General features: G+C 69.5%; 23 protein-coding genes, 1 tRNA gene and 1 pseudogene. 12 read left to right on the top strand and 13 right to left on the bottom strand.

The annotated features are described in order from the left end of the window. Nucleotides 1-203: 203 nt before the first annotated feature. Together ACIBQX_RS46115 and ACIBQX_RS46110 are read right to left on the bottom strand one after the other, a co-directional pair. Nucleotides 204-1,181, bottom strand: coding sequence for a multicopper oxidase domain-containing protein (locus ACIBQX_RS46115; protein ID WP_397016329.1), 978 nt, complete (start codon nucleotides 1,179-1,181; stop codon nucleotides 204-206). 923 nt (nucleotides 1,182-2,104) lie between these two features. Then, nucleotides 2,105-3,562: an FAD-binding oxidoreductase gene (locus ACIBQX_RS46110; RefSeq protein ID WP_397016327.1), complete on the bottom strand. Its 1,458-nt coding sequence runs from the start codon at nucleotides 3,560-3,562 to the stop codon at nucleotides 2,105-2,107. Between the two features lie 155 nt (nucleotides 3,563-3,717). Between ACIBQX_RS46110 and ACIBQX_RS46105 the strand changes: the two are divergent. Next, nucleotides 3,718-3,896 (top strand): annotated as a pseudogene (locus ACIBQX_RS46105) (IS5/IS1182 family transposase); the annotation flags it as partial. A 268-nt stretch (nucleotides 3,897-4,164) separates the two neighbouring features. On the opposite strand, the gene ACIBQX_RS46100 reads toward ACIBQX_RS46105, so the two are convergent. From ACIBQX_RS46100 to ACIBQX_RS46090, 3 genes are all read right to left on the bottom strand, one after another. Next, on the bottom strand, nucleotides 4,165-4,554 hold the full coding sequence (locus ACIBQX_RS46100; protein WP_397016325.1) for a hypothetical protein: 390 nt from the start codon (nucleotides 4,552-4,554) through the stop codon (nucleotides 4,165-4,167). Nucleotides 4,555-5,046: 492 nt separating this feature from the next. After that, complete coding sequence (locus ACIBQX_RS46095; protein WP_397016323.1) at nucleotides 5,047-6,225, bottom strand: hypothetical protein; 1,179 nt, start codon at nucleotides 6,223-6,225, stop codon at nucleotides 5,047-5,049. Nucleotides 6,226-6,457: 232 nt separating this feature from the next. After that, nucleotides 6,458-7,387, bottom strand: coding sequence for an SDR family NAD(P)-dependent oxidoreductase (locus ACIBQX_RS46090; RefSeq protein WP_397016321.1), 930 nt, complete (start codon nucleotides 7,385-7,387; stop codon nucleotides 6,458-6,460). 55 nt (nucleotides 7,388-7,442) lie between these two features. On the opposite strand from ACIBQX_RS46090, the gene ACIBQX_RS46085 reads away from it, so the two are divergent. Both ACIBQX_RS46085 and ACIBQX_RS46080 read left to right on the top strand, forming a co-directional pair. Continuing rightward, on the top strand, nucleotides 7,443-7,871 hold the full coding sequence (locus ACIBQX_RS46085; RefSeq protein ID WP_397016319.1) for a MerR family transcriptional regulator: 429 nt from the start codon (nucleotides 7,443-7,445) through the stop codon (nucleotides 7,869-7,871). Between the two features lie 216 nt (nucleotides 7,872-8,087). Continuing rightward, nucleotides 8,088-9,593, top strand: coding sequence for an ATP-binding protein (locus tag ACIBQX_RS46080; RefSeq protein ID WP_397016317.1), 1,506 nt, complete (start codon nucleotides 8,088-8,090; stop codon nucleotides 9,591-9,593). Between the two features lie 73 nt (nucleotides 9,594-9,666). Here ACIBQX_RS46080 and ACIBQX_RS46075 read toward each other — a convergent pair whose 3' ends face one another. The 4 genes from ACIBQX_RS46075 to ACIBQX_RS46060 form a co-directional block, all read right to left on the bottom strand. Continuing rightward, complete coding sequence (locus ACIBQX_RS46075; protein ID WP_397016315.1) at nucleotides 9,667-10,134, bottom strand: hypothetical protein; 468 nt, start codon at nucleotides 10,132-10,134, stop codon at nucleotides 9,667-9,669. An 85-nt stretch (nucleotides 10,135-10,219) separates the two neighbouring features. Next, nucleotides 10,220-10,558 carry a hypothetical protein gene (locus ACIBQX_RS46070; protein WP_397016313.1) on the bottom strand — a complete coding sequence of 113 codons (339 nt, stop codon included), beginning with the start codon at nucleotides 10,556-10,558 and terminating at the stop codon, nucleotides 10,220-10,222. Nucleotides 10,559-10,804: 246 nt separating this feature from the next. Beyond that, nucleotides 10,805-12,010, bottom strand: a complete 1,206-nt coding sequence (locus tag ACIBQX_RS46065) for a cytochrome P450 (protein WP_397016311.1) — start codon at nucleotides 12,008-12,010, stop codon at nucleotides 10,805-10,807. A 39-nt stretch (nucleotides 12,011-12,049) separates the two neighbouring features. Then, the gene (locus ACIBQX_RS46060; protein WP_397016309.1) at nucleotides 12,050-12,511 is read right to left on the bottom strand and encodes a GbsR/MarR family transcriptional regulator; all 462 of its coding nucleotides are present in this window, start codon (nucleotides 12,509-12,511) and stop codon (nucleotides 12,050-12,052) included. 191 nt (nucleotides 12,512-12,702) lie between these two features. Here ACIBQX_RS46060 and ACIBQX_RS46055 point away from each other — a divergent pair, with 191 nt between their 5' ends. The 4 genes from ACIBQX_RS46055 to ACIBQX_RS46040 are packed head-to-tail and all read left to right on the top strand — an operon-like array spanning nucleotide 12,703 to nucleotide 17,116. Then, nucleotides 12,703-13,470, top strand: a complete 768-nt coding sequence (locus ACIBQX_RS46055) for an ABC transporter ATP-binding protein (protein WP_397016307.1) — start codon at nucleotides 12,703-12,705, stop codon at nucleotides 13,468-13,470. Then, the gene (locus tag ACIBQX_RS46050; protein WP_397016305.1) at nucleotides 13,455-15,254 is read left to right on the top strand and encodes a hypothetical protein; all 1,800 of its coding nucleotides are present in this window, start codon (nucleotides 13,455-13,457) and stop codon (nucleotides 15,252-15,254) included. Before ACIBQX_RS46055 ends, ACIBQX_RS46050 begins: the two co-directional genes overlap by 16 nt. A gap of 36 nt (nucleotides 15,255-15,290) precedes the next feature. After that, on the top strand, nucleotides 15,291-16,499 hold the full coding sequence (locus tag ACIBQX_RS46045; RefSeq protein ID WP_397016303.1) for a sensor histidine kinase: 1,209 nt from the start codon (nucleotides 15,291-15,293) through the stop codon (nucleotides 16,497-16,499). Further along, nucleotides 16,496-17,116 carry a response regulator gene (locus ACIBQX_RS46040; RefSeq protein ID WP_397016301.1) on the top strand — a complete coding sequence of 207 codons (621 nt, stop codon included), beginning with the start codon at nucleotides 16,496-16,498 and terminating at the stop codon, nucleotides 17,114-17,116. Before ACIBQX_RS46045 ends, ACIBQX_RS46040 begins: the two co-directional genes overlap by 4 nt. Before the next feature lie 72 nt (nucleotides 17,117-17,188). Here ACIBQX_RS46040 and ACIBQX_RS46035 read toward each other — a convergent pair whose 3' ends face one another. Further along, on the bottom strand, nucleotides 17,189-18,127 hold the full coding sequence (locus tag ACIBQX_RS46035; RefSeq protein WP_397016299.1) for a hypothetical protein: 939 nt from the start codon (nucleotides 18,125-18,127) through the stop codon (nucleotides 17,189-17,191). A 72-nt stretch (nucleotides 18,128-18,199) separates the two neighbouring features. Continuing rightward, complete coding sequence (locus ACIBQX_RS46030; RefSeq protein ID WP_397016297.1) at nucleotides 18,200-18,751, bottom strand: TetR/AcrR family transcriptional regulator; 552 nt, start codon at nucleotides 18,749-18,751, stop codon at nucleotides 18,200-18,202. Between the two features lie 157 nt (nucleotides 18,752-18,908). Here ACIBQX_RS46030 and ACIBQX_RS46025 point away from each other — a divergent pair, with 157 nt between their 5' ends. Further along, nucleotides 18,909-19,328: a DoxX family protein gene (locus ACIBQX_RS46025; protein WP_397016295.1), complete on the top strand. Its 420-nt coding sequence runs from the start codon at nucleotides 18,909-18,911 to the stop codon at nucleotides 19,326-19,328. Nucleotides 19,329-19,332: 4 nt separating this feature from the next. Here the strand turns inward: ACIBQX_RS46025 and ACIBQX_RS46020 are convergent, their stop codons facing one another. Then, nucleotides 19,333-19,899: a class IV adenylate cyclase gene (locus tag ACIBQX_RS46020; protein ID WP_397016293.1), complete on the bottom strand. Its 567-nt coding sequence runs from the start codon at nucleotides 19,897-19,899 to the stop codon at nucleotides 19,333-19,335. 99 nt (nucleotides 19,900-19,998) lie between these two features. Here ACIBQX_RS46020 and fdh point away from each other — a divergent pair, with 99 nt between their 5' ends. From fdh to nrfD, 3 genes are read left to right on the top strand one after another with little or no spacing between them, the layout of a single operon-like run. Then, a complete protein-coding gene (gene fdh, locus ACIBQX_RS46015) occupies nucleotides 19,999-23,175 on the top strand; it encodes a formate dehydrogenase (protein ID WP_397016291.1) in 3,177 nt (1,058 codons plus the stop codon). Beyond that, nucleotides 23,168-23,956 (top strand): 4Fe-4S dicluster domain-containing protein, encoded by a 789-nt coding sequence (locus ACIBQX_RS46010; protein ID WP_397016289.1) that lies wholly within the window; start codon nucleotides 23,168-23,170, stop codon nucleotides 23,954-23,956. Before fdh ends, ACIBQX_RS46010 begins: the two co-directional genes overlap by 8 nt. Next, on the top strand, nucleotides 23,953-24,873 hold the full coding sequence (gene nrfD, locus ACIBQX_RS46005; RefSeq protein ID WP_397016287.1) for an NrfD/PsrC family molybdoenzyme membrane anchor subunit: 921 nt from the start codon (nucleotides 23,953-23,955) through the stop codon (nucleotides 24,871-24,873). The genes ACIBQX_RS46010 and nrfD overlap by 4 nt, the downstream gene beginning before the upstream one ends. Here the strand turns inward: nrfD and selD are convergent. Then, nucleotides 24,859-25,890, bottom strand: coding sequence for a selenide, water dikinase SelD (selD, locus tag ACIBQX_RS46000; protein ID WP_397016285.1), 1,032 nt, complete (start codon nucleotides 25,888-25,890; stop codon nucleotides 24,859-24,861). The two genes, nrfD and selD, sit on opposite strands and share 15 nt — an antisense overlap. A 121-nt stretch (nucleotides 25,891-26,011) precedes the next feature. On the opposite strand from selD, the gene ACIBQX_RS45995 reads away from it, so the two are divergent. Then, nucleotides 26,012-26,104 (top strand) — tRNA-Sec (locus ACIBQX_RS45995). The last annotated feature ends 11 nt before the right edge of the window (nucleotides 26,105-26,115 follow it).

Here is a 26,115-nt window from a genome sequence, read left to right as displayed (position 1 = left end):
ATCAGTACGCGTCGCCAGGCGGGTGGTCGGGGCGGTAAAGAGCCTGTTCGACCCATCATTGCTCCTTGGGATCGAGGGGGGTGCGGACCATATGCGGATGAGTTCGGAGATCGGCTGCAGCCGGGGGTGTCGACGTCTGTGTGAGGCCGTGCTCGTACGGCATGGGGCGACCGGATCCGGTCTCGGAGGGCGGGGCCGGGCCGTCAGTGGCCCGAGTGGGCACCGCCCGAGTGACCGCCGCCCGGTTGACCCGGCACGTTCCCGTCCGCGTCCGTCACCGTGAAGATGCCGGCCATCCCCATGTCGGAGTGGCTCTGGACGTGGCAGTGGTACATCCACGCCCCCGGGCCGACACGCTCGCCCGCGATCAGCTGGAAGCCGAACGACTCGGCGGGCCCGGTGATCTTGGTGTCGATGATCCGGCTCGGGTCCTCGAGGCTCTCCAGCATGCCGGTGCGGTTGTCGGCCCAGCGGTGCCCGTGGATGTGGAACGTGTGGTAGAAATCGCCGTGGGTGATCACGATCCACTCCACCCGCTCGCCGACCTTGGCGACGAACTCCGGCGCGTCGTGCGCGGGGCGATTGTTGATCATCATGTCGTTGAAGACGACGGTGAACGTCTTGTCCGGCCTGACGTCCTTCTTCCGCCGGACCACCAGCGGGCCGTACAGCCCCTGCCGGATGCCGATCGTGCCGTGAGCGGTCCCCACCACGTGATCGTGGTAGTGCCAGTAGCCCGCGCTGCCGGGCTCGATGCCGGCGCCGCCCCCGCGCCTGCCCTGGGCGTGGGTGCGCCAGATGTAGGTGCGCTGGCCCCCGGGCTCGACCACGCTGTCGTTCAGTCTCGTACCGTCGCTGGCCACGTCGTAGTTCACCCCGTGGGCGTGCAAGCTCGCCGTCACGTCCAGGTTGTTGACCAACTCGATCTCAAGCGTGTCGCCCTCGACCATCTCGATGAGCGGCCCGGGAATCGTGGCCTCGCCGGGCTCCAGGCCGTAGCCCAGCTGGCCGTTCTCCAGCCGCTCGGCGTACAGGGTGATGCGGCGGACCGCGCCCATGGTCGTGCCGGCCGTACCGGCATGGGTCGACGCCGCGGTCTGATTCGCTGTGACCAATGCTGCCAGCGCGGCAGCCGTCGCGGACGTGGTGAAGACACGCCGGGAGAGCAGGCTTTTCGCCATGCCTCTGCCTACCTCGGTCATGGTTCCCCAATCGGTGACGCTTGCGTGAGGGCGACTTGCGGGTGCTCGGAACACTGCTTGCGCGCGCGACCGTGGGTCTAGACCCGGACCGGTCGCGTCATGATCGGTGATGCGGTGGGGGTAGTGAGATCGACATTCGATCGAAGTACGCGCCATTTTCGGTAAAATGTCAAGGAGTATCGTCGAAAGAGTCAGAGCTTCCGCTTATATCTGGTCAAAGGTGGATGTGGCTGTTACGGTGACCCAAGATCGAACTTCCCCGCATCCCCCACCTCCGTGCCCCCGCCCCATGACCCCTGCCGCCGCCTCTCGCCGACCCTCCTGCTGACGGTCCGTCACCGCCTGCGCCGGCCATCGGCTCGTCTCCCGTCATCACGCTGCACTCCGCCCCCTGGTGTGCTCACCGACGGTGACCCATGCGTCCTGGCCTTCGGGCGGTTAGCGTGGGGATGCCGAGGGCTCGCAGGGGCCGAACACAGTGCCCAGCCGCTCCGATCCCGTTGTGCAGCGATTCAGGGCTTATGTCGAAGCTCATGCAAAAGACGCCGGGGACCGCGTCGGAAGTGGCCATCACAGCCCACGGGATGCCGGCGGGACGTTACTGCGTGAGGGCAGGCTCAGCTTGCCGAGGAGAAACGATGAAAGCCAGTCGCAACCGTAGCCGCCGCTCAGCGTCGTGATCGACAGGTTTCCTCAGGTAGACGGGCGGGGCGTCGGAGATCCTGCAGATCTTCGAGGGCACGAACCAGATCCAGCGCCTGTCATCAGCAGGCAGCTGGCTAAGAGTGACCGGCAGTAGGGCGTGCGTGCGGGCGCGCTCGGGAGTGGCGGCAGAACGGGCATAGGCCTACGCGACCATGGAGTTCTCTACACTCGGTGGCTGTGCACGACAGCTGTGCCCGTCAGCTCTTCGGCTTGATGTTCGCATTGAGGTGGAAGAGGTTTGCGGGGTCGTATTTCACCTTGACTGCCGAGAGCCGTTCGTAATTCCCGCCGTAGCCCTCACGCAGGAGCTGCTCGCCCTCCTCGAGGAAGCCGGGGAAGTTGAGGTAGATGCCCCCGGCGGAGAAGGAGCGCAGGTCGGCGAAGGTGTCGCGTACCCAGGTCACGTTCTCGGCCGAGTCGGTCTCCTCCTCCCAGTTCCCCTCGATTCCGAGCAGGTAGGAGGCGCTGCGGTTGGCGAAGGCGGTCTCCTCCTCGCCCACCTGTGCCATCGCGCCGCCCTGATACCAGACGTCGATGGTCGAGTCCGGTGACGGCGCCGCAGCGGCGTGTTCGGCCAGACGCTCGATCAGCTCGTCGCTGAGCCCGGGCGCGTTCACGGACGTCCAGTAGTAGCGCCCGCCGTCCGGGTAGTCGTCGTCCAGGACTTTCTGCGCCTCTGTGTAGGTGGTGGCGCCGCTGAGGTCGCAGATCGGCTCGGTGACTTCCCGGAGCGGCTGCAGGGCTCGCTCCCCCTCCGCCGGGTTGCCGGGGAACAGGGCGAGAAGTGCCACGTAGGGCTCTCCGTGCGACTCCGGCGGAAACTCCTCGGTTTCTGGAACCTGGCCGAGCACTCCGAGCGGACCCACCTGATCGGGTGCCCCGGACACGTACCGTTCGCAGGACTGCAGTACTTCTCTGGCGCGGTTCGCCGGGTAGTACACGTTGCAGAAGAAAACTTCCGGGCCTACGGGATGCAGGCGGTACTCGAAGGATGTCACGACGCCGAAGTTGCCGCCGCCGCCGCGGATCGCCCAGAACAGGTCTTCGTTCTCGCTCGCGCTGACGGCCAGCAGGTTCCCGTCGGCGGTGACCACCTTCGCGGACACGAGGTTGTCGCAGCTCAGCCCGTACTTGCGCCGAAGCCAGCCCATCCCCCCTGAGAGGGTGAGACCGGCGATCCCCGTCGCCGATACCACCCCCATGGGAGTGGCGAGCCCATGGCGCTGGGTCTCACGGTCGAGGTCTCCCAGCGTGCAGCCACCCTGTGCACGCACCGTGCATGCCTCGGGGTCGACATCGACCCTTGTCATCTCCGACAGATCGATGACCAGTCCGCCGTCGCAGAGCGCATGGCCGGCCACACCGTGCCCGCCCCCGCGCACCGCGAGCAACAGCTTGTTGTCGCGGGCGAAGTTCACTGCGGCGACCACGTCTTCGTCGCCGTCGCACCGCGCCACCAGTGCCGGGCGCCTGTCGATCACACCGTTCCAGAGCCTTCGTGCCGACTCATAGCCCGGGTCCCCGGACCGGATGAGCTGCCCCCGCAACCTTGAGGCGAACTCGTCCACGAGGGGGCTCGGAACGTCAGCCGCCCCACCGCGCTGGCCTCCCACCCCCATCGGCGTGTCGCTGTTGGAGCTGTGCCTTCCGGTCATGGTGTTCACCTCCCAGCTTCAAGCATTATGCCCAGCGGGCTGAGACGCCATGCGAGCTCTCCGACCGTGTGGCTCGGAAGGTGCCCCGGATGAAGAGCAGGCACGAGCCCGAATGATCATGGAATTCTCTACGCCCAGTGATCACCGGAGGTCTCGTGCCTGTCGTGCCATCGAGCCTGCTCGAACCCCTGTGGGACCAATTCGCGGCGCTGCTGCCCGAGCACGTGGACACCCACCCGCTGGGCTGCCACAACCCGCGCTTCCCCGACCGGATGGTCTTGAGCACGTCATCGCCGCCCTCGTGCACGGCTCCGGCTACGAGCGGATCGCCACGGTCGTCGTAGGCGGGGCTCGCTTCCTCGGGGCCGAAGTTCTAAGCGATCACTGAGGTAATCCCAGCGACCCGAGACCTTCGGCGATCTCAGTCCCGACGAGCAGAAGACCCTGGCGGACCTCCTCACCCGCGTCGCCTTCCAGCGGAAGAGCCCCACAGATCGCCAGGTGCCGGGCGCAGCCGACAAAGGACCCCGGGCAACTGCCCGGGGTCCTCCTGTCTCACCGGCATGCGCGCGGCCGGCTGTCGCGGTACTACGCGTACCTGATCACTTGTTGACGTGCCTGTACAGGTACACGGCTACCTTCTTGAGCTGGGCGGAGGTGCCGTTCTTGGTGCGGTGCTTCTCGGCGGTGCCGACGGCCTGCTTCAGCGTGGTGCTGCCGTGGACCTTGGCGGAGCCGTTGTAGACGCCGTGGGTGTAGTTGAGCCAGGCGGCCAGCAGCTCACGGTCGAGCAGCGCCTTGGCGGTCTTGCTCTTGGGAGCGAGGACCTTGTACGCCTTGCCGAGCGAACCGGCGTCGGTCAGCTCGGGGAAGACCTTGCTGCCGTTCTGGGCGAGCGACAGGTAGCACAGCAGGGTCTTGTCGCTGAGCGACCCCTTCTTGCGGTGCATCTCGGCAGCCCACTGCTTGGCGCTTGGCCACGGCGGGGTCATCGGTGGCGGCTTGAGCTGGTGATCCGACGGCGAGCATGGGCGTCGCGGTGATGACGAGCACAACAGTGCCCGCCAATGAAGACCGCGGTCTCACTGGTCCTCCGGGGGAGCGAACCGTCCTGAGCTGGACGGCTGAGCAAGCCGGAAGAATTCGAAAAATCCTCATGTACGGTGATCGGAGATCAAGAGTAGCCAGTGATCAACAGCGTTGACGAGAATGAAGTAGCACCGCTATATGAATTTTCGAACATCCGTAACCGATCACCCACCGCGCCGACCGGCTGCTCGCCGACCGACGTGAGCGCGAGGAGGTCGATGGGGTCGAGCACGAGGGATGCCGGCCGGGCGGCGGAGTCCACGTCCTGCCTGAGTCTCAGGTGGTGAATCGCGGGCCATGATCCGCTCGCCGACTGCGAGATCAGTACTGAGGGCCCCGCGCACCGATCCGTCCACGGAAGCGCGACCCGCAGGGTGAGCCAGGTGGTGTATGACCTAGCCGTACGTCCGCTCCGCCGCCTCCAGGTCTTGGAGGAGCCCTTCGTTCTCCTCCAAGCGCCCGCGCTCATGCCAGAGAACTGGGCCGTGCTCCTTGTCATACTTGATCTCCCAGCGGACCGATTTGAGATCCTCGTCGACCACCATCAGGCCCGGCAGGTTCTCCGTGAGGGGCTGGGGAATCATGTCAACAACCTCGAGGAACAGGGAGTTCGCCGTCCTGAGAAAAGCCCTGGCCCGGCTGTCCGCCGTGGTTAGGAGCTCAACCCCGTAGGGACGATGCGGGTCCGCCATCTCGTAGAAGCTCTTGGTCCAGTTGTCCGCCGTGGTGCCCAAAGCAAGGAGCTCATCCCCGTAGGGACGATGCGGGTCCACCATCTCGTAGAAGTTCTTGGCGTACCAGTCGACGACTTCCAGAAACCTCTTGCACGCGGCATCCAGGGTGTCAGCCCAGGTGGCCAGATAGTGGAAATTTTCGTAGATCTGCCGCAGTGCGCGCTGCGCCAGGTCGGCGGCCTCACCGCGCCAAGGAGCGTCGTGCAGGTCCTGCGCCCGCAGCGGCAGGGTGTTCGCCAATTCGACCAGAGAGCCGATCAGCAGATCGAGGAACGTCGGGATACCTTCTTCCCACTCGGCAGAGGGCCGATAGAAGCTCGTCACCGCCTCTTCCGCGCTCACCCATTCGACGCCGTCGTTGACCACCGGCGGCAGCAGGAAAGTACCGTTGGGGTAGTGCTTGCTCGCACCATAACCATCCCAAAGAATGGGAGGCCGCTCTCCGAGCCGGTCGGGAGGCCGCACCCCTCCGGAGCCCGCCTCCATGAAGGGCATGTCGCCGAGCCGGGGATTATCTACAAGATCATACCTGGTACAGGCTCGTTCGATCAGGACTCCGGCCGTACCGATCTCCTCGTTCAGCGTCCTCCAGAACACGGCCGCCGACAGGCCGGCTTCGTAGAGACACCTGGCGAGTTCGTGAGGAAACTTCCAGGGGAAGCCCACGGCGAGTTGAGCATACGTGTGCAGGGGTTTTTCGAGTCCGTCGTGCGCTAGCTCGATGAACTTGCCGGAAACGGCCCGCACGCCCCTGCGGTCGATGTCGAACCCATCATTTCCGGATCCGTTCGCCCCCGCCGTGTCACCAGGCCCCGGCCAAGGTCCGATCTCGGGACTCATTTCCCACCCGGACCACTGGTCGGTACGCGTCGCTCCGGCTCGTACATCGAGACTCCGATCCTCGGTGAGGGAGCTCACACTACGAAGATCCCTCACAGCGCGCAACGCTGGGTGCGTGCCCGGCGCGTGTCCTACGCGGCATCAGGGGCGAGCTCCGCCGCTCCCTGGACCATCGGCGGCTTGAGGAAACCGGTGGTCGGGTACTGACCGGACGTGACCCGCTGCCCGGGGATCAGTGGACGAGGTCGAGGCCCGTCAGGTTGGCCGAGAGCGTCCAGAGACGGGATGCCTCGCCATCGTCTGTCGGACCGCCGTCGAGGATGCGACAGTCAGCGCAGTAGTCGCCACCGTGCCCGTCGAGCTCCCGTGATGTGGCGGCCCAGACCAGTGTCGCCGCCCCTTGCTCGGGTGTGGTGAACAGACCGGGCGCCGGCTTGCCCTCAGCGTCGATCCAGCCGGCAGCGACCATCTCGTCGACAGTGAGGTGCCGCTGCAGCGGAGTGAGGATGTAGCCGGGGTTGACCGAGAAGGCGCGGACCCCGTACGGCCCGCCCAGCCGATCCAGGTGGCGGGCGAACAGGATGTTGGCGAGCTTCGACTGGGCGTACGCGGCCCACTTGTCATAGCCGCGGCTGAACTGCGGGTCGTCCCACCGGATGCGCTGGTCCGCGCTGTACCCGGAGGCGACCGAAACGACGCGGGCCGCACCGGCGGCCGTGAGGGCGGGCCACAGCAGCTGCGTCAGCGCGTAGTGGCCGAGGTGGTTGGTGGCGAACTGTGCCTCCCAGCCGGGCCCCACCCGAGTCTCGGGGCAGGCCATGATCCCGGCGTTGGCGATCAGGATGTCGAGGGTGGCGTGCCGGCGCCGGAATCGCTCGGCGAACGCTCGTACGGAATTCACGTCGGCGAGGTCGAGCCGGTCGACCTCCACACCTGGGGTATCGGCGAGTACGTGTTCCGCCGCATCGGGACGGCGAGCCGGGATGACGACTCGCGCCCGGGCGCCGGCGAGCGCGCGGGTGGCCGCGAGACCCAGTCCGGAGTAGCCGCCGGTGACAACCGCGGTCCTGCCGGTGAGGTCGATCCCGGTGAGGACTTCGGCGGCGGTACCGCCCGTGCCGAATGCGCTCTGCCCAGTGCCATGTGTCGTGTCGCTGGTCATGCCGCAGACGCTAGGTGCTAGACCGAGGTCTAGGTCAACCGGCTACGATTCGCCGATGACGGCTGAAGTTCTGCGTATCGGCGAGGTGGCCAGGCGCACCGGGTTGAGCGTGCACGCGCTGCGGTTGTACGAGCGTGCGGGGCTGCTCGCCGGCGAGGTGCGGCGCGACGAGAGCGGTCGGCGGGTGTACACCCCCTGGGATGTCGAGTGGCTGGGCAACTGCGTGAAGTTCCGGGCCTCCGGCATGCCGCTGGCGACGATCAGCCGGCTGGCCCGGCTCGTCCGCGAGGGCAGCGGCAACGAAGCGGAACGGCTCGAGATGCTGCGCGAGCATCAGCGCCACGTCATCGCGCAACTCGCGCAGCTGCACGACTGTCTCGATCTCATCAACGGCAAAGTGGCCGCCTACGAACGACACCTCGCCGCCGATGGCACCGGAGAGCCCTGGCAACAGCGGCCGGGCACCGCCCACACAGCCGGCTGAGCGAGGAAACGGCACGAGCGAACAGCTCGGCCGCCGTTAGGGGTGCGTCCGTCGTGAGGCCGGTCGGCAGAACTCGAGCTGCCGCCGGGCCACCGGAAGCCGTAGATCGCTGGAGCGGACGGTGCCGCGCCGGCGCGGATGTGTCAGCCCTGTTGTACGGATTCCGTCGAAGTAGAGTTAGACACATTCCGTCGTAGTGGATGTGTGGGAGACCTGATGAAGACGAGTCTGCTGGCCAAGCCGGATGACGTGGTCGACCGCGACCGGGAGTGGGGTCTGCTCGCGGAGTTCCTCACCGACCCGGATCCCGCGATGCGGCTCGGGATCGTGTCCGGTCGTCGGCGGCACGGGAAGTCGTACCTCCTCCAGGCGCTCTCCGAGCAGGTCGGCGGCCTGTACGTGACCGCGGTCCGGGAGGAGGGGCGGCTGCCCGCGATTCGGCGGTTCAGTGACGCGGTCGCCGCTCACGCCGGTCTGCGGCCGGGGAGCCTGCGCCTGACGGACTGGCGTGACGTCCTGTCCAACGCCCTTGAGGTCGCCGCCCGTTCGCCGCACCCGCTCCTGGTGATCGACGAGCTGCCGTATCTGCTCCAGCACTCGCCCGAGATCCCGGGACTGCTCCAGCAGCTCTACGACGAGCGCCAGCGCGGTACCCGCGCTGCTACCGGGCCAGGGCCGCGGCTGATCCTGTGCGGCTCCGCGATGAGTGTCATGCACGAACTGCTCTCGGGGACCAAGCCGCTGCGCGGCCGTGCGGTGGTAGATCTACGGCTCGGGGCCTTCGACTACCGGAACAGCCGGGCCTTCTGGCAGATCAGCGATCCGCTGACCGCGCTCAAGGTGCACGCGGTCCTCGGCGGGGCGCCCGGCTACCGGCCGGTGGCCGGCCGGCCGCATCCGGACGACGGGTTCGACACTTGGCTCACCCGGACGCTGCTCGACCCGGGCAGAGCGGTGTACTCGCGTACCGAGACCGAGTATCTGCTGCGCGAGGACCCGAGGATCACGCAGCACACTCTCTACTACGACATCCTCACCGCGATCGCGCAGGGCGCCACCACTCCCAGCAAGATCGGCGCCGCCCTGGAACGCCCGCGCAACGCCGTCGCCCATCCGCTGGGTGTGCTGGAGTCGACCGGTTACATCCGGCGAGAGCAGGACATCCTGCGCGCCCGGCAGCCGGTCATCACCCTCGCCGACCCGGTCATCCGCTTCAACCAGCTCATCACCCTCCCGCAGGCCGCCGCCGTGGAGCAGGGCTTCGCCGAGCAGGTGTGGCAGCAGGCCGCCCCGACCTTCAACTCCAAGATCCTCGGGCCGCACTTCGAGGACCTGGCCCGCGACTTCACCCGCCGTTACGCCCATACCCTGCTGCCCGGTGGACTGCCCGGCCCGGTCGGCACCACCGAGGTCGCCGACCCGGTCGCTCGGACGAAGCACGAGGTCGACGTCATCGCCCTGGCCGCGGGCGAGCGCCCGCAGGCCCCCCGTGCGAGGATCGCGCTCCTGGGGGAGGCCAAGGCGACCGTCGCCCGCCGGGGGACCGGTGACCTCGAACGCCTGGAGCGCATCCGTGACCTGCTCACTGATCAGGGGTACGACACCGCCGCCACCACCCTGGCCCTGTACTCCCTGCACGGCTTCTACCCGGACCTGGCGCAGCTTGCCGGCCGTCGCGACGATCTCCTCCTGGTCGACCTGCCCGCCCTCTATGGAAGGTGACGCCGGGCAGAGCGGTGGGACCGGGATGCCCGATGGTGTAGCTGTGCATCTCTTCAGATGGTGGCACGTCCGATCATGTCGGAAGCTCGCCCGTGCGGAGCAGCACGAATGCTTCCTCGTACCATTCGGAGCGGTCACCCGCCGGTGGCAATTCGACTCCCGCGCATCCGGCCGGAGCGGAGAATTGCTGTCGGAGCCGCCGCATGAGTTGTTCGGCCTGCCTGAGCGTTTCCGGCAGGTCGTCGGGGGCCTCGACGCTGAGGCCGAGGACGGTCGCTCCGTCACGGGTCAACGTGATGATCGCCTCGTCATGGTTGCGAGCCGCGAGATAAAGGGTGATGACATCGCGTCCGCTGTCTAGGCGTAACTCATCGAGGGCCCTATGATCCGTGTCGCTCGCGCTGCCCAGGACATGCACCCGCATGAAGACGTGGAGCCGGTCATCACTGGCGGCCGTGTTGACGTAGCTGTCGATGAATCGCCCGAGGATCTGGGAGTCGCGCGCCGGAACCCAGACGTAGACGTCAAGATACGGCGGCATGCGCACAGCGTAGATGCCCGCGTGCCGACATCTCGCTGATCCGGGCACGTCGGCGGGCCAATCGAGCCACGCTGCCCGCCAACGCCTAAGCGGGCAGTTCGTAGCGGACCAGGGCCTTGGCGAACGGCTCTCCGGTCGTGCGAGCGTACGCCATCCGTGCGCGTACCTCACTGAGGGTGCGCGGGCGGTAGCCCGGCCCATCACAACAACCCTTGTGGAAGCGGACACCCGCGTGCAGCAACAGGGAGAGCACCCGCCAGGCCGCGGTGTCGCGCCGAGGTGGGGCCGCGAAGGCGGAACCGACATGGATCAGCGGCTCGGCGCACCGCGGGCAGATCCGGTCGTGGTGACCAAGGCCGGGGTGAGCCTGCTTGTACGAGGCGCGGCAAGGCAAGCAGACGAAGGACGTCTTCCCATGAGCCATGTGGCCAGGGTAGGCCAGTCCCCGGTGGAGATCGACAGGTTTCCTGCCTGACCGGCGGGTGCCGAGGTATGGCGGGCCTGGTCGGTGATGTCGCCGGTGGCCTGGGTCCAGGCCTGGAACTGGGCGCGGGCCTCGTACGGGACGCCGAGCAGTGCGGAGATGACCGCGGTGGGCGGCGGCACGCCGCATGCGGAGCGGGGGGGGGGGGGGGGGGGGGGGGGGGGCCCCCCCCCCCCCCCGTCCGCCTCAGCTCTGGATGAGCGAGAGCCGCCGTACGCCGCTCAGGGTCGGCGTGGGGATGAACTGCACCGGGTCCTCCGGATCCGTACGGAGGCGATCGAAGCGGTCGAGCAGGATGTTCAGCGCGACCCGTCCCTCCAGCCGGGCCAAGGGGGCGCCCAGGCAGAAGTGGATGCCGCGCCCGAAGGCGAGATGCGGGTTGGGGTCGCGATGCGGGTCGAAGGCCTCGGGGTCGGGGAACTGCCGGGGATCCCGGTTGGCCGCCGCCATCCAGCACATGACCATCTGATCGGCCGGAATGGTCACACCGCCCAGCTCGACCTCGCGCGTGGTGGCGCGGCCCAGCGCGGCGAACGGCGTGAACAGCCGCAGCGACTCCTCGATGACGGCCGGGATCGAGGCGCGGTCGGCACGCGCCCGGTCCTGCTGCTCGGGAAAGGCGTCGAGGCACAACACCGTGTTGCCGAGCAGCATGGTCGTGGTGATGTGCCCCGCGAGCAGCAGCAGGATCGCGAAGTTGACCACCTGGCCCTCGGGCAGGCGGTCACCGTCCACCTCGGCCTCGACCAGCCGGGTGAGCAGGTCGGCGCGCGGCTGCCGGCGGCGCTGTGCGGCATGGCCTGCGAGGTAGTCGGACATCTCCTTCCACGGCTTCATCACCGCCTGGTTCTCCGCCTCCCGCTCCTCCGCGGACTGCTTGATCGAGACCTTGGCGTCCCGCTGGAACAGCGCGTCGGCCCACCGCTTGAACAGGGCGCGGTCGCTGCTGGGGATCCCCAGCAGCTCGGCGATGACGATGACGGGCAGAGGATAGGCCAGGTCGCTGACGAGTTCGAACCGCTCGCGGTCACGCGCCGCGTCGAGCAGTTCGTGGGTGAGCGCGGCGATTCTGGGCTCGAGATCCGCGACGACCTTGCGGGTGAAGGCGGCGCTGACCAGCTTGCGTAGCTTGCCGTGCTCCGGCGGGTCGATCTGGGTGATGAAGCCGTCCAGGGAGAACTCGTCCTTGGGGGGCATCATGGACTCGGGAACCACCCGCATGGTGTCGGAGGAGAATGTCGCCGGGTCACCGAGCACCTCGTGCAGCTCCGGGTAACCGTAGACGTTCCACATTCCGGCGTCGGCCGCGAACTCCACCGCAGGGCCCGATCGGGGTCCGTGCAGCCAGAAGTGTTGTACGGGGATGTCGTACCTTTCGACGATGTCGGCCATCGCCTCTCCTTGTCGTAGATCCCTTGATGGAGACGTACGTCAGGATGATCTTTCGCGGTATTCCTGCCAGCGGTGGAGCATCTCGTCCCCGTCCTGCACGGTGAAGGCGAAGAAGTCCCGGGTCTCCTCCAGCCGGACGCGCTGGTGGACGCGGTCCTCGCCGAGGAGCGACAGCCCGTACTCCAGCGTATCCAGGCTCTGCTTCACCAGCCCGAGCTGGACCTGAAGGATCTGAGCCCACCCGCCGCCGACCTCGCGGTAGCGGTGCTCGCGGGTGGCCGTGGGGACACGTTCGATGATTCCGGCCGCCTCCAGTTGCCTGGCGACCGTGCTGACGGCGGTCTTGCTCAGGCCGAGCTCCGCCGCCAGGTCGGTGAGCGAGGGGTCGGGAGGGTCGCAGATCATCAGCCACGCCCAGAGGCGGCCCATGGAGCGCGTGGCGCCCAGGCGCTCCATGACCAGGCCCATCCGATCGACGAACTCGCTCTCCGAAGACTTCACGGGCGTCAACTCCGCAAGGATCATCAAGTACGTACTTCACGAAGTTACGTCGCAGGGCACCGCTCGGAAAGGCCCCCACACCACGGACCAGTCGCTCTCCCGGCATCAACCGATCGGTTGATGCCGGAATCCACCATCCCGCTCTCCGGCCGGCCGATCCGCCCTGCCCGCCCTCGCGCGATTCTCAAGGCATGCCAACACACCGGGAGCCCGCCCTCCGCACCATCGGACTCCGTAAAGCCTTCGGCGACCACCTGGCCGTCGACGACATCCACCTCACCGTCCCCGCCGGGTCCTTCTACGGCCTGGTCGGCCCCAACGGCGCCGGCAAGACCACCACTCTGGCCATGGCCGTCGGCCTGCTCCGCCCTGACGCCGGCAGCGCCGAGATCTTCGGCGTGGACGTCTGGCGGGACACCGTCCAGGCCAAGGGACTGATCGGCGTGCTGCCCGACGGCAACGCCATGCCGGAACGGCTCACCGGCCGCGAGGTCCTCACCTACCTCGGCCTGTTGCGCGGCATGCGGCCCGCCGTCGTCGCGGAGCGTACCGACGAACTCCTCCAGATCCTCGAACTCGACTCCGCGGAGCGGACCCTGGTCATCGAATACTCCACCGGCATGCGTAAGAAGATCGGGCTGGCCGTCGCTCTCCTGCACGCGCCCCGCCTGCTCGTCCTGGACGAGCCCTTCGAGGCCGTCGACCCCGTCTCCGCGGCCACGATCAGGACCATCCTGCGCAGGTTCGCGGGCAGCGGCGGCTCCGTGATCATCTCCAGTCACGTCATGGCCCTCGTCGAGCAGCTCTGCGACCACGTGGGCGTCATCTCCGACGGCCGCGTCGTGGCCGCCGGGACGCTGGCCGACGTCCGCGGCGCCGACACCCTGGAGGACGCCTTCGTCGACCTCGTCGGCGCCCGCACCGGAGGAGCGGAGGGGCTGGCATGGCTCACGGCCTAGCGCACCCCATGATGCGCATGCGGCTGGCGCTCACGCGCAACTCCCTGCGCGGCGACAACGCCTCCAATCTCTACACCGGCGTCTCGGCCGGGCTGATCCTGGCCTTCGGAACGATCGCCGTCGCCGTCCTGTGGCCCGCCTACCTGCCCCTCACCCTGGCCGTGTGGCTGTCCGGCTGGATCTTCGGCCCCATCTTGATCGGGGGCGGCAGCGAGGCCCTGCGCCCCGAATACTTCTCCATGCTCCCGGTCGCGCCAGGCCGGATCGCGGCGGCACTGCTCGCCGGCGCCTTCGCGGGTCCCGCACCTGTGGTCAATCTCATCGCCCTGCTGTCCCTGCCCGTGTACGGCTGGCGTTTCGGCCCGGCCGGGGTGCTCATCGGCCTGGTGGCGGCCGTCATCACGCTCATCACCATGGTGATGATCTCCCGCGTCATCGTGGCCCTCATCGGGCTGTTCGTCAGATCCCGCGCCACCGCGGCCGCCGTCGGCATCGTGACCGGCACCGCCATCGCGCTGTGCAGCAACGGCTGGGCACCCGTCGTGGCTCTGGGCGGCACCGACACCGCCGGCTGGTCCCAGGTTCTCGTCCGAGTCCTGCCCTCCGGATGGGGCGTGGCCGCCATCGAAGCCCCCTGGCCTCTCGCCCTCGCCATCCTCGCCGCCAACGCCGGCGTGATCGCCCTCCTCCTGGCCGCATGGTCCGGCCTGCTGGCGCGGCGCGTCGTCTCGGCCGCACGCGGCGGCGTGCCGCCCCGCCGCGGCACCCCCCGCCCCTTCCCCAGCACCAGCGGCGTCCGCGTCGCCGCCGCCAAGGAACTGCGCGCCTGGTGGCGCGACCTCGTCCGCATCCAGCTGCTCGCCACCGCCTTCTCCTACGCCATCGTCACCCCCCTCCTGCTCCTCACCATCGACGCTTGGATCATGGTTCCCTTCACGGGACTCATCGTGATCGTGATGGCCGCCGCGTCCTCGGCCAACCTCTACGGCGCTGACGGGACCGCCCTCTGGCTCACCCTCATGACCCCCGGCGCGGAACGCGCCGATGTACGCGGACGCCAACTGGCCTGGTTCCTCGTCGTCGGCCCAGCCGCAGTGCTCCTCTCCCTGGCCGGCACCCTCGTCAGCGGCCAGACCTGGGCCTGGCCGTGGGTACTCGGCCTGCTCCCCGCCCTCCTCGGCGGCGGCGCCGGGGTCATCGTCCTGCTCGCCGTCACCTCGCTCGTCCCCGGCACCGACCCCCACAAGCGCGGCGGCAACCCGCTCAGCACCGGCGCCGACGAAAGCGCAGAGACCAGCCTCGCCTGGCTCGTGCTCCTCGCGGTCCCCGCCACCGCCCTGCCCGCCGCCGGCGCCATCCTCCTCAACCCCTGGGCCGGCATCGCCACCGGTGTGCTGACCGGCGCCCTCAGTGCCTGGGGACTGGGCAGGATCGCCTACCGCAGACTCGAGAACCACGGGATCGATCTGCTCAACCTCATGAAGCACGGCCCGGCACCCCAGGCTGACAAGCCCACCACCGCGGACCTGCCCATCCAGCACCGCATCGGCGTCACGATCAGCTACACCATCGCCTGGCTGCCTCTGTTCCCCCAAGGAGTCGTGCCCATGGTCATGAAGATCGTCGGCATCGAGGACCGCGGCTGGTTCCTCGCCCTTCATCTCCCGCCGGTCTGGCAATGGCCCACCGTCATCTTCATGATTGCCCTAGGGCTGCTCATGTACGGCTACGCCATCCTGATCCCCATGCGCCTAAACTCGCCCTCATTGGCCGCCACCAGGTAAAAGCTGTCCATACCCGCGAGGAGGAGCACGCTCCGGATGAACGATCCCTTTCCGCCTTCGGCCTGGGAGCAACGCTTCGAGCGTGTCGTCGAGATCGTCCCCTACATCACCCTCGCCGCTTCCCTGGCCATCAGCCTGGCCTCACCGGACCAGCCCGAAGGCGGGATCCCGCGTACGCTCGCGCTCACCGCCCTGGCTCTCGCGTGGATTCTCGGCGCCCACACCCTCCTGCCCGCGGCCCTGCGCGGGCGCCGGGTCGTCGTCACCGTGCACTTCGCCGGCGTCCTGGCCACCGCCGCGCTGCTCGCCTTCCACGACCCCATCTTCATCATCTACTGCATCTCCGGCTTCTTCCTCGCCGCCAACTTCGCTCCCTCCAAGTGGACCTTCGCCGCCGTCGCCACCACCTCTTTCGTCCTGTACGGCTCGACGCTCGACTGGGCCCAGGCCACCACCCAGCTCATCGTCTTCTACCTGGCGATCATCGCCGTGCAGACCGTCGCCATCGGCGGCGGCTCCATCGCGGGCATCAAGATCGAGGACCGGCAGCGCAAATACCGCAAAGTAGTCAACGACCTCCAGACCGCCCTGGAGGAGAACGCCGACCTCCACGCCCAGCTCCTCACCCAGGCCCACCAGGCCGGCATCCTCGACGAACGCCAGCGCATGGCACGCGAGATCCACGACACCCTCGCCCAAGGACTCACCGGCATCATCACCCAGCTACGTGCCGCCCAACGCGTCGAGGACTCCGACACCCACCTCGAACTCGCGCTCACCCTCGCCCAGGAAAGCCTGACCGAAGCCCGTCGCTCCGTCGCCGCCCTCCAGCCCCACCAGCTCGAAGACGCCCACCTCCCCGAAGCCATGACCACCCTGGCCCGCAACTGGAGCCAGAGCACCGGCGTCGACCTCCACGTCGAAGTGACCGGCGACCGCATCCCCCTCAGCCCCGCCATCGAGGTCACCCTCTTCCGCGTCGCCCAGGAAGCCCTCGCCAACGTCGCCAAACACGCGGGCGCCACTCGCGCCGGCCTCACCCTCTCCTACACCGACACTGTCGTCCTGCTCGACATCCGCGACAACGGCACCGGCATCCACAACCCCGACGGCAAAGGATTCGGCCTCAGCAGCATGAGACAACGCCTACGCGGCGCCCGCGGCTCCCTCGAAATCGAGAGCACGCCCGGCGAGGGCACCGCCGTCAGCGCCACCGTCCCCACGCTCCAAGGAAACCCCCGATGATCCGCCTCCTCCTCGTCGACGACCACCCCATCGTCCGCGACGGCCTGCGCGCCGCCTTCGACGCCGAACCCGACATCGAGGTCGCCGGCGAAGCCGCCAACGGCCGCGAAGGCATCGACCGCGCCGCCGCACTCAAGGTCGACATCGTCCTCATGGACCTGCGCATGCCCGAAATGGACGGCGTCACCGCCATCACCGCCCTGCGCCACTCCCACCCGCACATCAAGGTCCTCGTCCTGACCACCTTCGACGGCGACTCCGACGTCCTGCCCGCCATCGAAGCCGGTGCCACCGGCTACCTCCTCAAAGACGCCCCCACCGACGAACTCCTGCGCGCCGTCCGCGCCGCCGCCGCGGGCGAGCCGGTGCTGTCCCCCTCGGTCGCCGGCCGCCTGATGGGCCAGGTACGCCGACCGGTCAAGGCCGCCCTCACCGACCGCGAACTGCAGGTCCTCGCCCTCGTCGCTGACGGCGCCTCCAATCGCCAGGCGGCCGCCAAACTCTTCATCAGCGAGGCCAGCATCAAGACCCACCTGCTGCACATCTACGACAAGCTCGGCGTCCGCGACCGCGCCGCCGCCGTCGGCGAGGGGTATCGACGAGGCTTGCTCAGTTAGCCGACCAACCACCCGCCGTACCGGAGCCCACCCTCTCCCACCTGCAGGAACGGCGCAGATGTCGCGTCAGCCTCAGGCCCTGATAGGTGTTATTTCCTCCTTTGAGGCGATGGCTCGGCGTAGCCGTACTGCCAGCACGATCAGGACGACGGGGAGGAGTGTGTGCAGGGCCCACGGGAGCGTGATCGGGCTGGCCGTCTCGTCCGAGGATCGTGCGCACCCGAGCACCGGCATCCAGTTCGTCATCATGTCCCCGAGCACCAGGGGCACCACCGTCAGCCAGCCCACCACCCTGCCCAGCGGCCGGTGGCCGGTGCGGGCCAGCAGGGCCCACAGCCCGAAGCCCACCGCGACCGTGATCGGTTGTGGGACCAGGATCTGGAACGTCATCACAGGACCGAACAGAATCTCCCCCAGGCCACCGAAGCAGTTGCCGTCCACGATCATGATGGACTGCTCGGCTGTCCCGTCGGCGAGGGCCGCCAGGAGTATCCCGTGAGGAACGCTCACCAGCGCCAGGGCGCTGCCCCACATGACCAGCGGCCACCGCCAGCGCAGCGGGAGAGGCTCCGGCCGCTCCTTCGGGTGGGTGGCCCGGCCGAGTGCCAGCAGCAGCGCCGCCGTGGCGAGGCAGGCGACGGCGAGCAGCAGCAGGTCGTTGGCGTCCCAGGGCAGGAAGCGGAGCGCCCCGCCGTAGGCCCCGGCGTCGAAGCCCGCCGGTCCGCCGGAGGCGTACTGGATCGCGAGATGACGTCGGAGCTCCGCCTCGCTCGGGTCGCCGAGCCCGGTGAGCGGCGGCAGGGCGGCGGCCACGGCGAGCAGGGCGAGCAGTGCGGCGCCAGACCGGGGCGCCCACCGCCGGCGGCGCAGCACCACGACGGGCACCACCAGCAGCACGGCGATCACCACGCCGGCGACGACGTTCGCGGGCTTGGGCACGATGGCGGTGGGAGCCAGCGGCAGCAGGATCGCCAGCGTGGATAAGGCGGGCACGGTGATTTTCGACGACACCAGCGATGCGTCTATCGCTCACGACGCGATCATGTCAAGCCGCGTCTGCGGATACGGGCCTTCCACCGGATGTCACAGCCCGGACGTGGCCAGAGCCCGCTCGACGAGGTCTTCGACGAACTCCTCGGTCGCCGGGCGGGCTTGAAGCGCGACCCGGACGAGCACGCCGCCGGTCAGCAGTGCCAGGCAGGGCTCGACCGCCTGCGCCGGCAGGTGGGAGCGCAGGATCGCCTCCATGGAACGCGTACCCTCCGCCCAGAGCTGCTCGCGCATCTCGCCCACCACCGGGTCGTTGTCGGCGCGTTCGAGGACCCCGCCGAGGACCCGGGTCAGGTGGCCCTGGGACAGGTCGTCGGCGAAGTCGAGCAGCTCCCGGACCAGGTCGGCGCGTAGGTCGCCGGTCGGCCGGGGGTGCTCGGCGGCGCCGCAGATCTGGCCGACCGAGGCGCGGACGAGGTCCAGACGGGTCGGCCAGTGCGTGTAGACGGTCGCCTTGGAGTAGCCCGCGCGGCGGGCGACCTCAGCGTGGGTCACCGCCGCCCAGCCCTCGGACTTGAACAGCGCCGTGGCGGCATCGACGACATCGCGGCGGGTCCGCTGGACTCGCGGGTCGACGTTGCTCACCTCTGGCTCCTCCACGCCTGCCAACCCTACTCGAAAAGTTGACCCCCGCCTCGCGGTAATATGCCAAGCGTCTACTTCTGGTCAGACTGTTCATTAGTGGGCAATGTGGCTATATTCGTGGCGTTGACCGGCCGCCGGGCCGGCGAGGAAGGGCGTCATGGCTGCTGTCTCACAACCCCAGGCCGCACGTAAGGGCCTCAACATCGGACTCTGGGTCATCCAGGCGTTACTGGCACTGACCTTGGTCGGCGGCGGCGTGTGGAAGATGGCCACGCCTCTCGCGCAGGTCGCCGAGTCGTTCGCCTGGGTGGGAGAGGTCCCGCCGATCCTGTTCTACGGGACCTCGGTGTTCGACGTCCTCGGCGGGCTCGGCGTCCTGCTGCCCTCGCTCACGCGCGTCAAGCCCGGCCTGACCGTCCTGGCGGCGCTCGGGCTGGTCGCGCTGCAGGGCTCCGCGATCGTCTTCCACGTCTCACGCGGGGAGGCGGCGGACACGCCGTTCAACTTCGTGCTCGTGGCGCTCGCGCTCGTTGTCGCCTGGGGCCGCTACCGCCAGGCCCCGATCGCGCCGCGATGACCGCTCACCCGGCTCCGCCGCGTTCGCGAGGGGAGAAGAGGAGGGTGGGTTCGGTGAGGATGTCGCGGCCCATCTCGCTCTGGTAGATCTCGTCGACGCTGCCGAACCGGGCCTCGGAGTAGTCGAAGCCGAGCAGTGACGCGGCCCGGCGGACCGCCGCCTCGTCCGGGCCCTCGATCTCGACGAAGGTCGGCAGGCCGGGCCAGGTGTCGATGTCGAAGGCGATGTCGCCGAGGCGCCACTCCTCGCGGTAGTTCTCCTGGTAGCGGACCTCACGCAGGCCGAGGCCGTGGAGGATCTCGGCCATGGCGTGCGGATCGCCGACCTCGGTCTCGATCTCGGTGGTGCCGTCGATGACGGTGGCGTCCGTGACGTGCTTGAGCGTGAGGGTGGATCGAGCCCCTTCGTCGCGCAGCCGGAGCCACCGGCCGCTGCCGAGGGCGTCGTTCTCGAAGATCCTGCGGGTGAGGAGAGTGCGGGGGAACGCCTGGACGGCGCCCAGGGCGGTCAGCCTGGCCCGGAGGTCGGTGACGTCGACGGACAGGAACGTGGCCTCGTACTCGTGCTTCATGGTCTCCTTCTTCGCTCGGGGCTTGGGCCCGGTCGGCGAATCTAGTCGAGCACGTGCCGGTGGTGAGTAGACCGCCCAAATCGGGGCAGAATTCGCACTATGCCAGGCAGGGGATGGCTAGCCCGCTGGCCGGTGATCCGCCAGCTCAGGGGTGAGGACGGCAGGAGCGACGCCGCACGGTCGGCCCGCACCGACGCGCTGCGCCCCCGTACCGAGGACGCCGCCACCGTGGCCCGCTCCATCTGCCCCTACTGCGCGGTCGGCTGCGGGCAGCTCGTCTACGTCGAGGACGGCAAGGTCACCCAGATCGAGGGCGACCCCGACTCGCCGATCTCCCGGGGGCGGCTGTGCCCCAAGGGCTCGGCGAGCAAGCAGCTCGTCACCCATCCGGGCCGCCAGACCCAGGTGCTCTACCGCAGGCCGTACGGCACCGCCTGGGAGCGGCTGGACCTGGACGCCGCGATGGAGATGATCGCCGACCGGGTGGTGCGCACCCGGCGCGAGACCTGGGAGGACACCTGCGAGGGCAAGGTCGTGCGCCGCACGATGGGCATCGCCAGTCTGGGCGGGGCGACGCTCGACGACGAAGAGAACTACCTGATGAAGAAGCTCTACACCGCCCTCGGCGCCATCCAGGTGGAGAACCAGGCGCGTATTTGACACTCCTCCACCGTCCCCGGTCTGGGGACCAGCTTCGGGCGTGGCGGCGCGACGACCTTCCAGCAGGATCTGGCAGGGGCGGACTGCATCGTCATCCAGGGCTCCAACATGGCCGAATGCCACCCGGTGGGGTTCCAGTGGGTGATGGAGGCCAAGGCGCGCGGGGCCAGGGTGTTCCACGTCGACCCGCGGTTCACCCGCACCAGCGCGATGGCCGACCGGCACCTGCCGATCCGCGCGGGCAGTGACATCGTGCTGCTCGGCGCGCTGATCAACCACGTGCTGGCGAACGAGCTGGACTTCCGTGAGTACGTGCTGGCCTACACGAACGCCGCCACGATCGTGTCCGCGGACTTCCGCGACACCGAGGACCTCGACGGCCTGTTCTCCGGCTGGGATCCGGAGACGGCCACCTACGATCCGCGAAGCTGGGCGTACGAGTCCACGGGCGAACAGCCGTCGGCCGAGCAGGCCGAGGGTGGCCGCCAGGATGCCGAGGCGGCCGGGCCGGACACGTACGGGGCGGGCGGGCCCGCCGCGCACCCCAGCCCGCGCACGGACCCGACGCTGACCCACCCGCGCTGTGTCTACCAGATCCTGAAGCGGCACTTCGCCCGCTACACCCCGGAGCTGGTCGAGCGGCTCTGCGGCATCCCGCGTGAAGGCTTCGCCGAGCTGGCCGACGCCGTCACCGCGAACTCCGGCCGCGAGCGCACCACCGCCTGGGTCTACTCGGTCGGCTGGACCCAGCACACCGTGGGCGCGCAGTACATCCGCACCGCCGCGATCCTGCAGCTCCTGCTCGGCAACATGGGGCGGCCCGGCGGCGGCATCCTGGCGCTGCGCGGCCACGCCAGCATCCAGGGCTCGACCGACATCCCGACGTTGTTCAACATCCTGCCGGGCTACCTGGACATGCCGCACGCCGAGCGGCACGGCGGCCTGGACCACTACCTGGAGCTGGAGGGCGGCACCACGGGCTTCTGGGGCAACCGGCGCGCCTACCTGGTGAGCCTGCTCAAGGCGTGGTGGGGCGAGGCCGCCACCGAGGCGAACGACTTCTGCTTCGGCCACCTGCCACGCCTGACCGGCGACCACGGCCACTACACCACCGTGATGGGCCAGATCGACGGCACCGTGAAGGGCTACTTCGTGGTGGGGGAGAACCCCGCCGTCGGCTCCTCCGGCGGCCGGGCGCAGCGCCTCGGCCTGGCGAACCTCGACTGGCTCGTCGTCCGCGACCTGACCCTGGTGGAGACCGCCACCTTCTGGCAGGACGGCCCGGAGCTGGAGACGGGCGAGCTGCGCACCGAGGACATCGGCACCGAGGTGTTCTTCCTGCCCGCCGCGAGCCACGTGGAGAAGGAAGGCACGTTCACCAACACCCAGCGGCTGCTCCAGTGGCGGGAGAAGGCGCTCGACCCGCCCGGCGAGTGCCGCAGCGAGCTGTGGTTCTACTACCACCTCGGCAAGCTGATCAGGCGGCGCCTGGCCGACGACGAGATCGACCGCCCGGTGCGCGAGCTGACCTGGGACTACCCGGAGCACGGCGTGCACCGGGAGCCCTCGGCCGAGGCCGTGCTCCGCGAGATCAACGGCGTCGGCCCGGACGGGCGGGCGCTGTCGACCTCCACCCAGCTCCGGCCCGACGGCTCCACGGCCTGCGGCTGCTGGATCTACTGCGGGGTGTACGCCGACGAGGTCAACCAGGCCGCCCGCCGCCGCCCCGGCCGGGAGCAGAGCGCCGTGGCGCCCGAATGGGGCTGGGCGTGGCCGGCCAACCGGCGCATCCTCTACAACCGGGCCTCCGCCGACCCCGAGGGCCGCCCGTGGAGCGAGCGCAAGGCGTACGTGTGGTGGGACGCCGAGCGCGGCGAGTGGACCGGCCACGACGTGCCCGACTGCGAGCTCGGCAAGCCGCCCGGTTACGTGCCGCCCGAGGGCGCCCGCGCCCAGGACGCGCTCGCCGGCACCGACCCGTTCATCATGCAGTCCGACGGCAAGGGCTGGCTGTACGTCCCGGCGGGGCTCGTCGACGGCCCGCTGCCCGCCCACTACGAGCCGCACGAGTCCCCGGTCGGCAATCCCCTGTACACCCAGCAGGCCAACCCCGCGCGCCGCACCTACCACCGGCCGGAGAGCCCGTACAACGAGCCGGGGGGACGCTTCCCGTACGTGCTGACGACGTACAGGCTGACCGAGCACCACACGGCGGGCGCGATGAGCCGGCCGCTCGCCTACCTCGCCGAGTTGCAGCCCGAGCTGTTCTGCGAGGTGTCACCGCAGCTCGCCGGCGAGCTGGGGCTGGACAACGGCGGCTGGGCCACGATCGTGACCAGCCGTGCCGTGGTGGAGGCCAGGGTGCTGGTCACCGGGCGGATGCGGCCACTGCGCGTCGGGGGCGGGATCGTGCACCAGGTCGGCCTGCCGTACCACTGGGGGTGGGGCGGCGGCGGCCTGGTCACCGGCGACGTCGCCAACGACCTGATGCCGCTGGTGCTCGACCCGAACGTCTACATCCAGGAGGGCAAGGCAATGACCTGTGACGTGCGGCCGGGCCGCCGGCCGAGGGGCCGGGCGGCGCTCGACCTGCTGGAGAGGTACCGCCATGGCTGAGCGGATGGGCTTCTTCACCGACACGAGCGTCTGCATCGGGTGCAAGGCGTGCGAGGTGGCCTGCAAGGAGTGGAACCAGCTCCCCGACGACGGCTTCGTCTTCGAGGCGACCTCTTACGACAACACCGGCATGCTGGGGGCGAGCACCTGGCGGCACGTGGCGTTCATCGAGCAGTCGCGGCCGGTGACCGTCGGCGGTGACGAGGGCGTGGATCGGTGGCTGATGTCCTCCGACGTCTGCAAGCACTGTACGCACGCCGCCTGCCTGGACGTCTGCCCGACCGGCGCGCTGTTCCGGACCGAGTTCGACACGGTGGTGGTGCAGCCCGACGTCTGCAACGGGTGCGGCTACTGCGTGCCCGCCTGCCCGTACGGCGTCATCGACCGGCGGGAGGACGACGGGCGGGCCTGGAAGTGCACGATGTGCTACGACCGGCAGCTCGGCGGCCTCGAACCGGCCTGCGCCAAGGCGTGCCCCACCGACTCGATCCAGTTCGGGCCGCTCGACGAGCTGCGGGAGCGCGCCGAGGAGCGGGTCACCCGGCTGCGCGCCGACGGCAACGACGAGGCCCGTCTGTACGGCGAGAGTCCGGGCGACGGCGTGGGCGGGGCGGGGGCGTTCTTCCTGCTGCTGGACGAGCCCGAGGTGTACGGCCTGCCGCCGGATCCCGTGGTGACCACCCGCGACCTGCCCGCCATGTGGCGCTGGGCGGGCGCGGCCGCGCTGTCGGCGGTGGGCACGGTGGCCCTCGCCTTTCTGGGCACGGGGGAGCGGCGGTGACGCGGGAACGGGCGATGGTGCCGGAGGCGGAGTTCCGGTCCTACTACGGCCGCCCGGTGATCAAGGCCCCCATCTGGCACGAACCACACATGCCGACATATCTTTATCTGGGAGGTTTGTCGGGAGTCTCGTCCTCGATGGCCGTCATGGCCCGGCTGACCGGCCACGACCGCCTGGCCCGCACCGCCCGCGTCGCGGCGGCGGCCGGGGCGGTCTTCGGAACCGCGTTGCTCGCCGCTGAACTGGGCAGGCCTGAACGGTTCCTCAACATGCTGCGGGTCTTCAAGCCCACCTCGCCGATGAGCGTCGGCTCGTGGATCCTCGCCGCCCAGGGCGGGCTGTCGGCCGCCGCGCTGGCCGGGGACCTGAGCGGCGTCCTGCCGGCCGCCGGCGACGCGGCGCTTCTGGTCACCGGGGTGACCGGGCCGCTGACCGCCACCTACACCGCCGTCCTGGTCGCCGACACCGCCGTGCCCGCCTGGCACGAGGGGTACCGGGAGCTGCCGTTCCTGTTCGCGGGCAGCGCCATGGCCGCCGCCGGGGCGGTCGGCATGCTCGGCACGCCCCGGGCCCACGCCGGTCCCGCCCGCGCCGTGGCCGCGCTCGGGGCGGGCATGGAGACGGTCGCGGGCCAGGCGATGGAACGCCGGCTCGGGTTCGTCGGCGAGCCGTACAGGATGGGACGGGCCGGTCGGCTCATGCGGGCCGCGCGCGTCCTGACGGCGGGCGGCGGGCTGCTCGCGGTGGTCGCCGGGCGCAGCCGCGCGCTCACCGCCCTGTCCGGCCTCGCCCTCACGGCGGGCTCGCTGTGCACCCGCTTCGGCATCCTCGAAGCGGGGCGCGCCTCGGCCGCCGACCCCAAGTACACCGTCGTCCCCCAGCGACGGCGTCTCGAAGAGGCGTCAGCGAAGGAGTAGGCGGGGGCCGTTCAGGGGGATCAGTTCGCCGATGACCGGCGCGCCCGGGAGCTCGCCGGCGATCAGGAGGCCGCCCGAGGTCTGGGCGTCGGCGAGCAGCAGCTGCTCGTCCTCGCCGAAGCCGCCCGGGTCGAGCCAGGGCCGTACCCAGGCGAGGTTACGGCGAGTGCCGCCGCTCACGTAGCCGTCGCGCAGCGCCTCCCGGGCGCCCTCCAGGTACGGCACCGCCGCCACGTCCACCACCGCCGTCACCCCACCGGCACGGGCGAGCTTGTACAGGTGGCCGAGCAGGCCGAACCCGGTCACGTCCGTCGCGCACGCCACCCCGGCGGCCAGCGCGGCGCGCGAGGCGTCGCGGTTCAGCGTGGTCATCGCCGTCACCGCCTGCGGGAAGACCTCGCCCGTCGCCTTGTGCCGCGAGTTCAGCACCCCGATGCCCAGCGGCTTCGTCAGCGAGATCGGCAGCCCTGGCCGGGCGGCGTCGATGCGCAGCAGCCGTGCCGGGTCGGCCAGCCCGGTGACCGCCATGCCGTACTTCGGCTCCGGGTCGTCCACGCTGTGACCGCCGGAGACGTGGCAGCCCGCCTCCCGCGCCACGTCCAGGCCACCGCGCAGCACCTCCCTCACCAGTTCGAGCGGCAGCCGCTCGCGGGGCCACCCGAGCAGGTTCACCGCCACCAAGGGCTCCCCGCCGACCGCGTACACGTCGGACAGGGCGTTGGCCGCCGCGATCCGCCCCCAGTCGTACGGGTCGTCCACCACCGGCGTGAAGAAGTCGGCGGTGAGCACGACAGCCCGGCCCCCGTCGATCCGCACCACGGCGGCGTCGTCCCCATCCTCCAGACCCACCACCAACTCGCCGGGAGAACGGGGGTACGGCGATATGGGAGGGGCGGCCCCGGTGATGAGGTCGGCGACGATGGACTCCAGTTCGCCGGGCGGGATCTTGCAGGCGCAGCCGCCTCCGTGGGCGTACTGCGTCAGCCTGACCGGATTCGCGGGTGCCGTGGCGCTCATCACGGTGGGCCACCTACCCACCGGTGGGTGCCTTCTCTCCCATGACGGCGGGGCATCTACCCACCGGCTCCCGCGCCCATGACAGTGGGTCACCCACCCGGTGGTGGGTAGGTTCCGCCGTGGAGGTGTCTGGGCGCCTGGTGGCCCCCGCGGTCTTCAAAACCGACGAGGCCGAGGTCCTCGGCCTGGCGGGTTCGATTCCCGTCCGCCTCCGGTTACGTTCGG

This window comes from Nonomuraea sp. NPDC049714 (assembly GCF_044465295.1).
Taxonomy (GTDB): domain Bacteria; phylum Actinomycetota; class Actinomycetes; order Streptosporangiales; family Streptosporangiaceae; genus Nonomuraea.
Note: the sequence above shows the minus strand (reverse complement) of the source record. Positions and strands in the feature narration are given on the sequence as shown.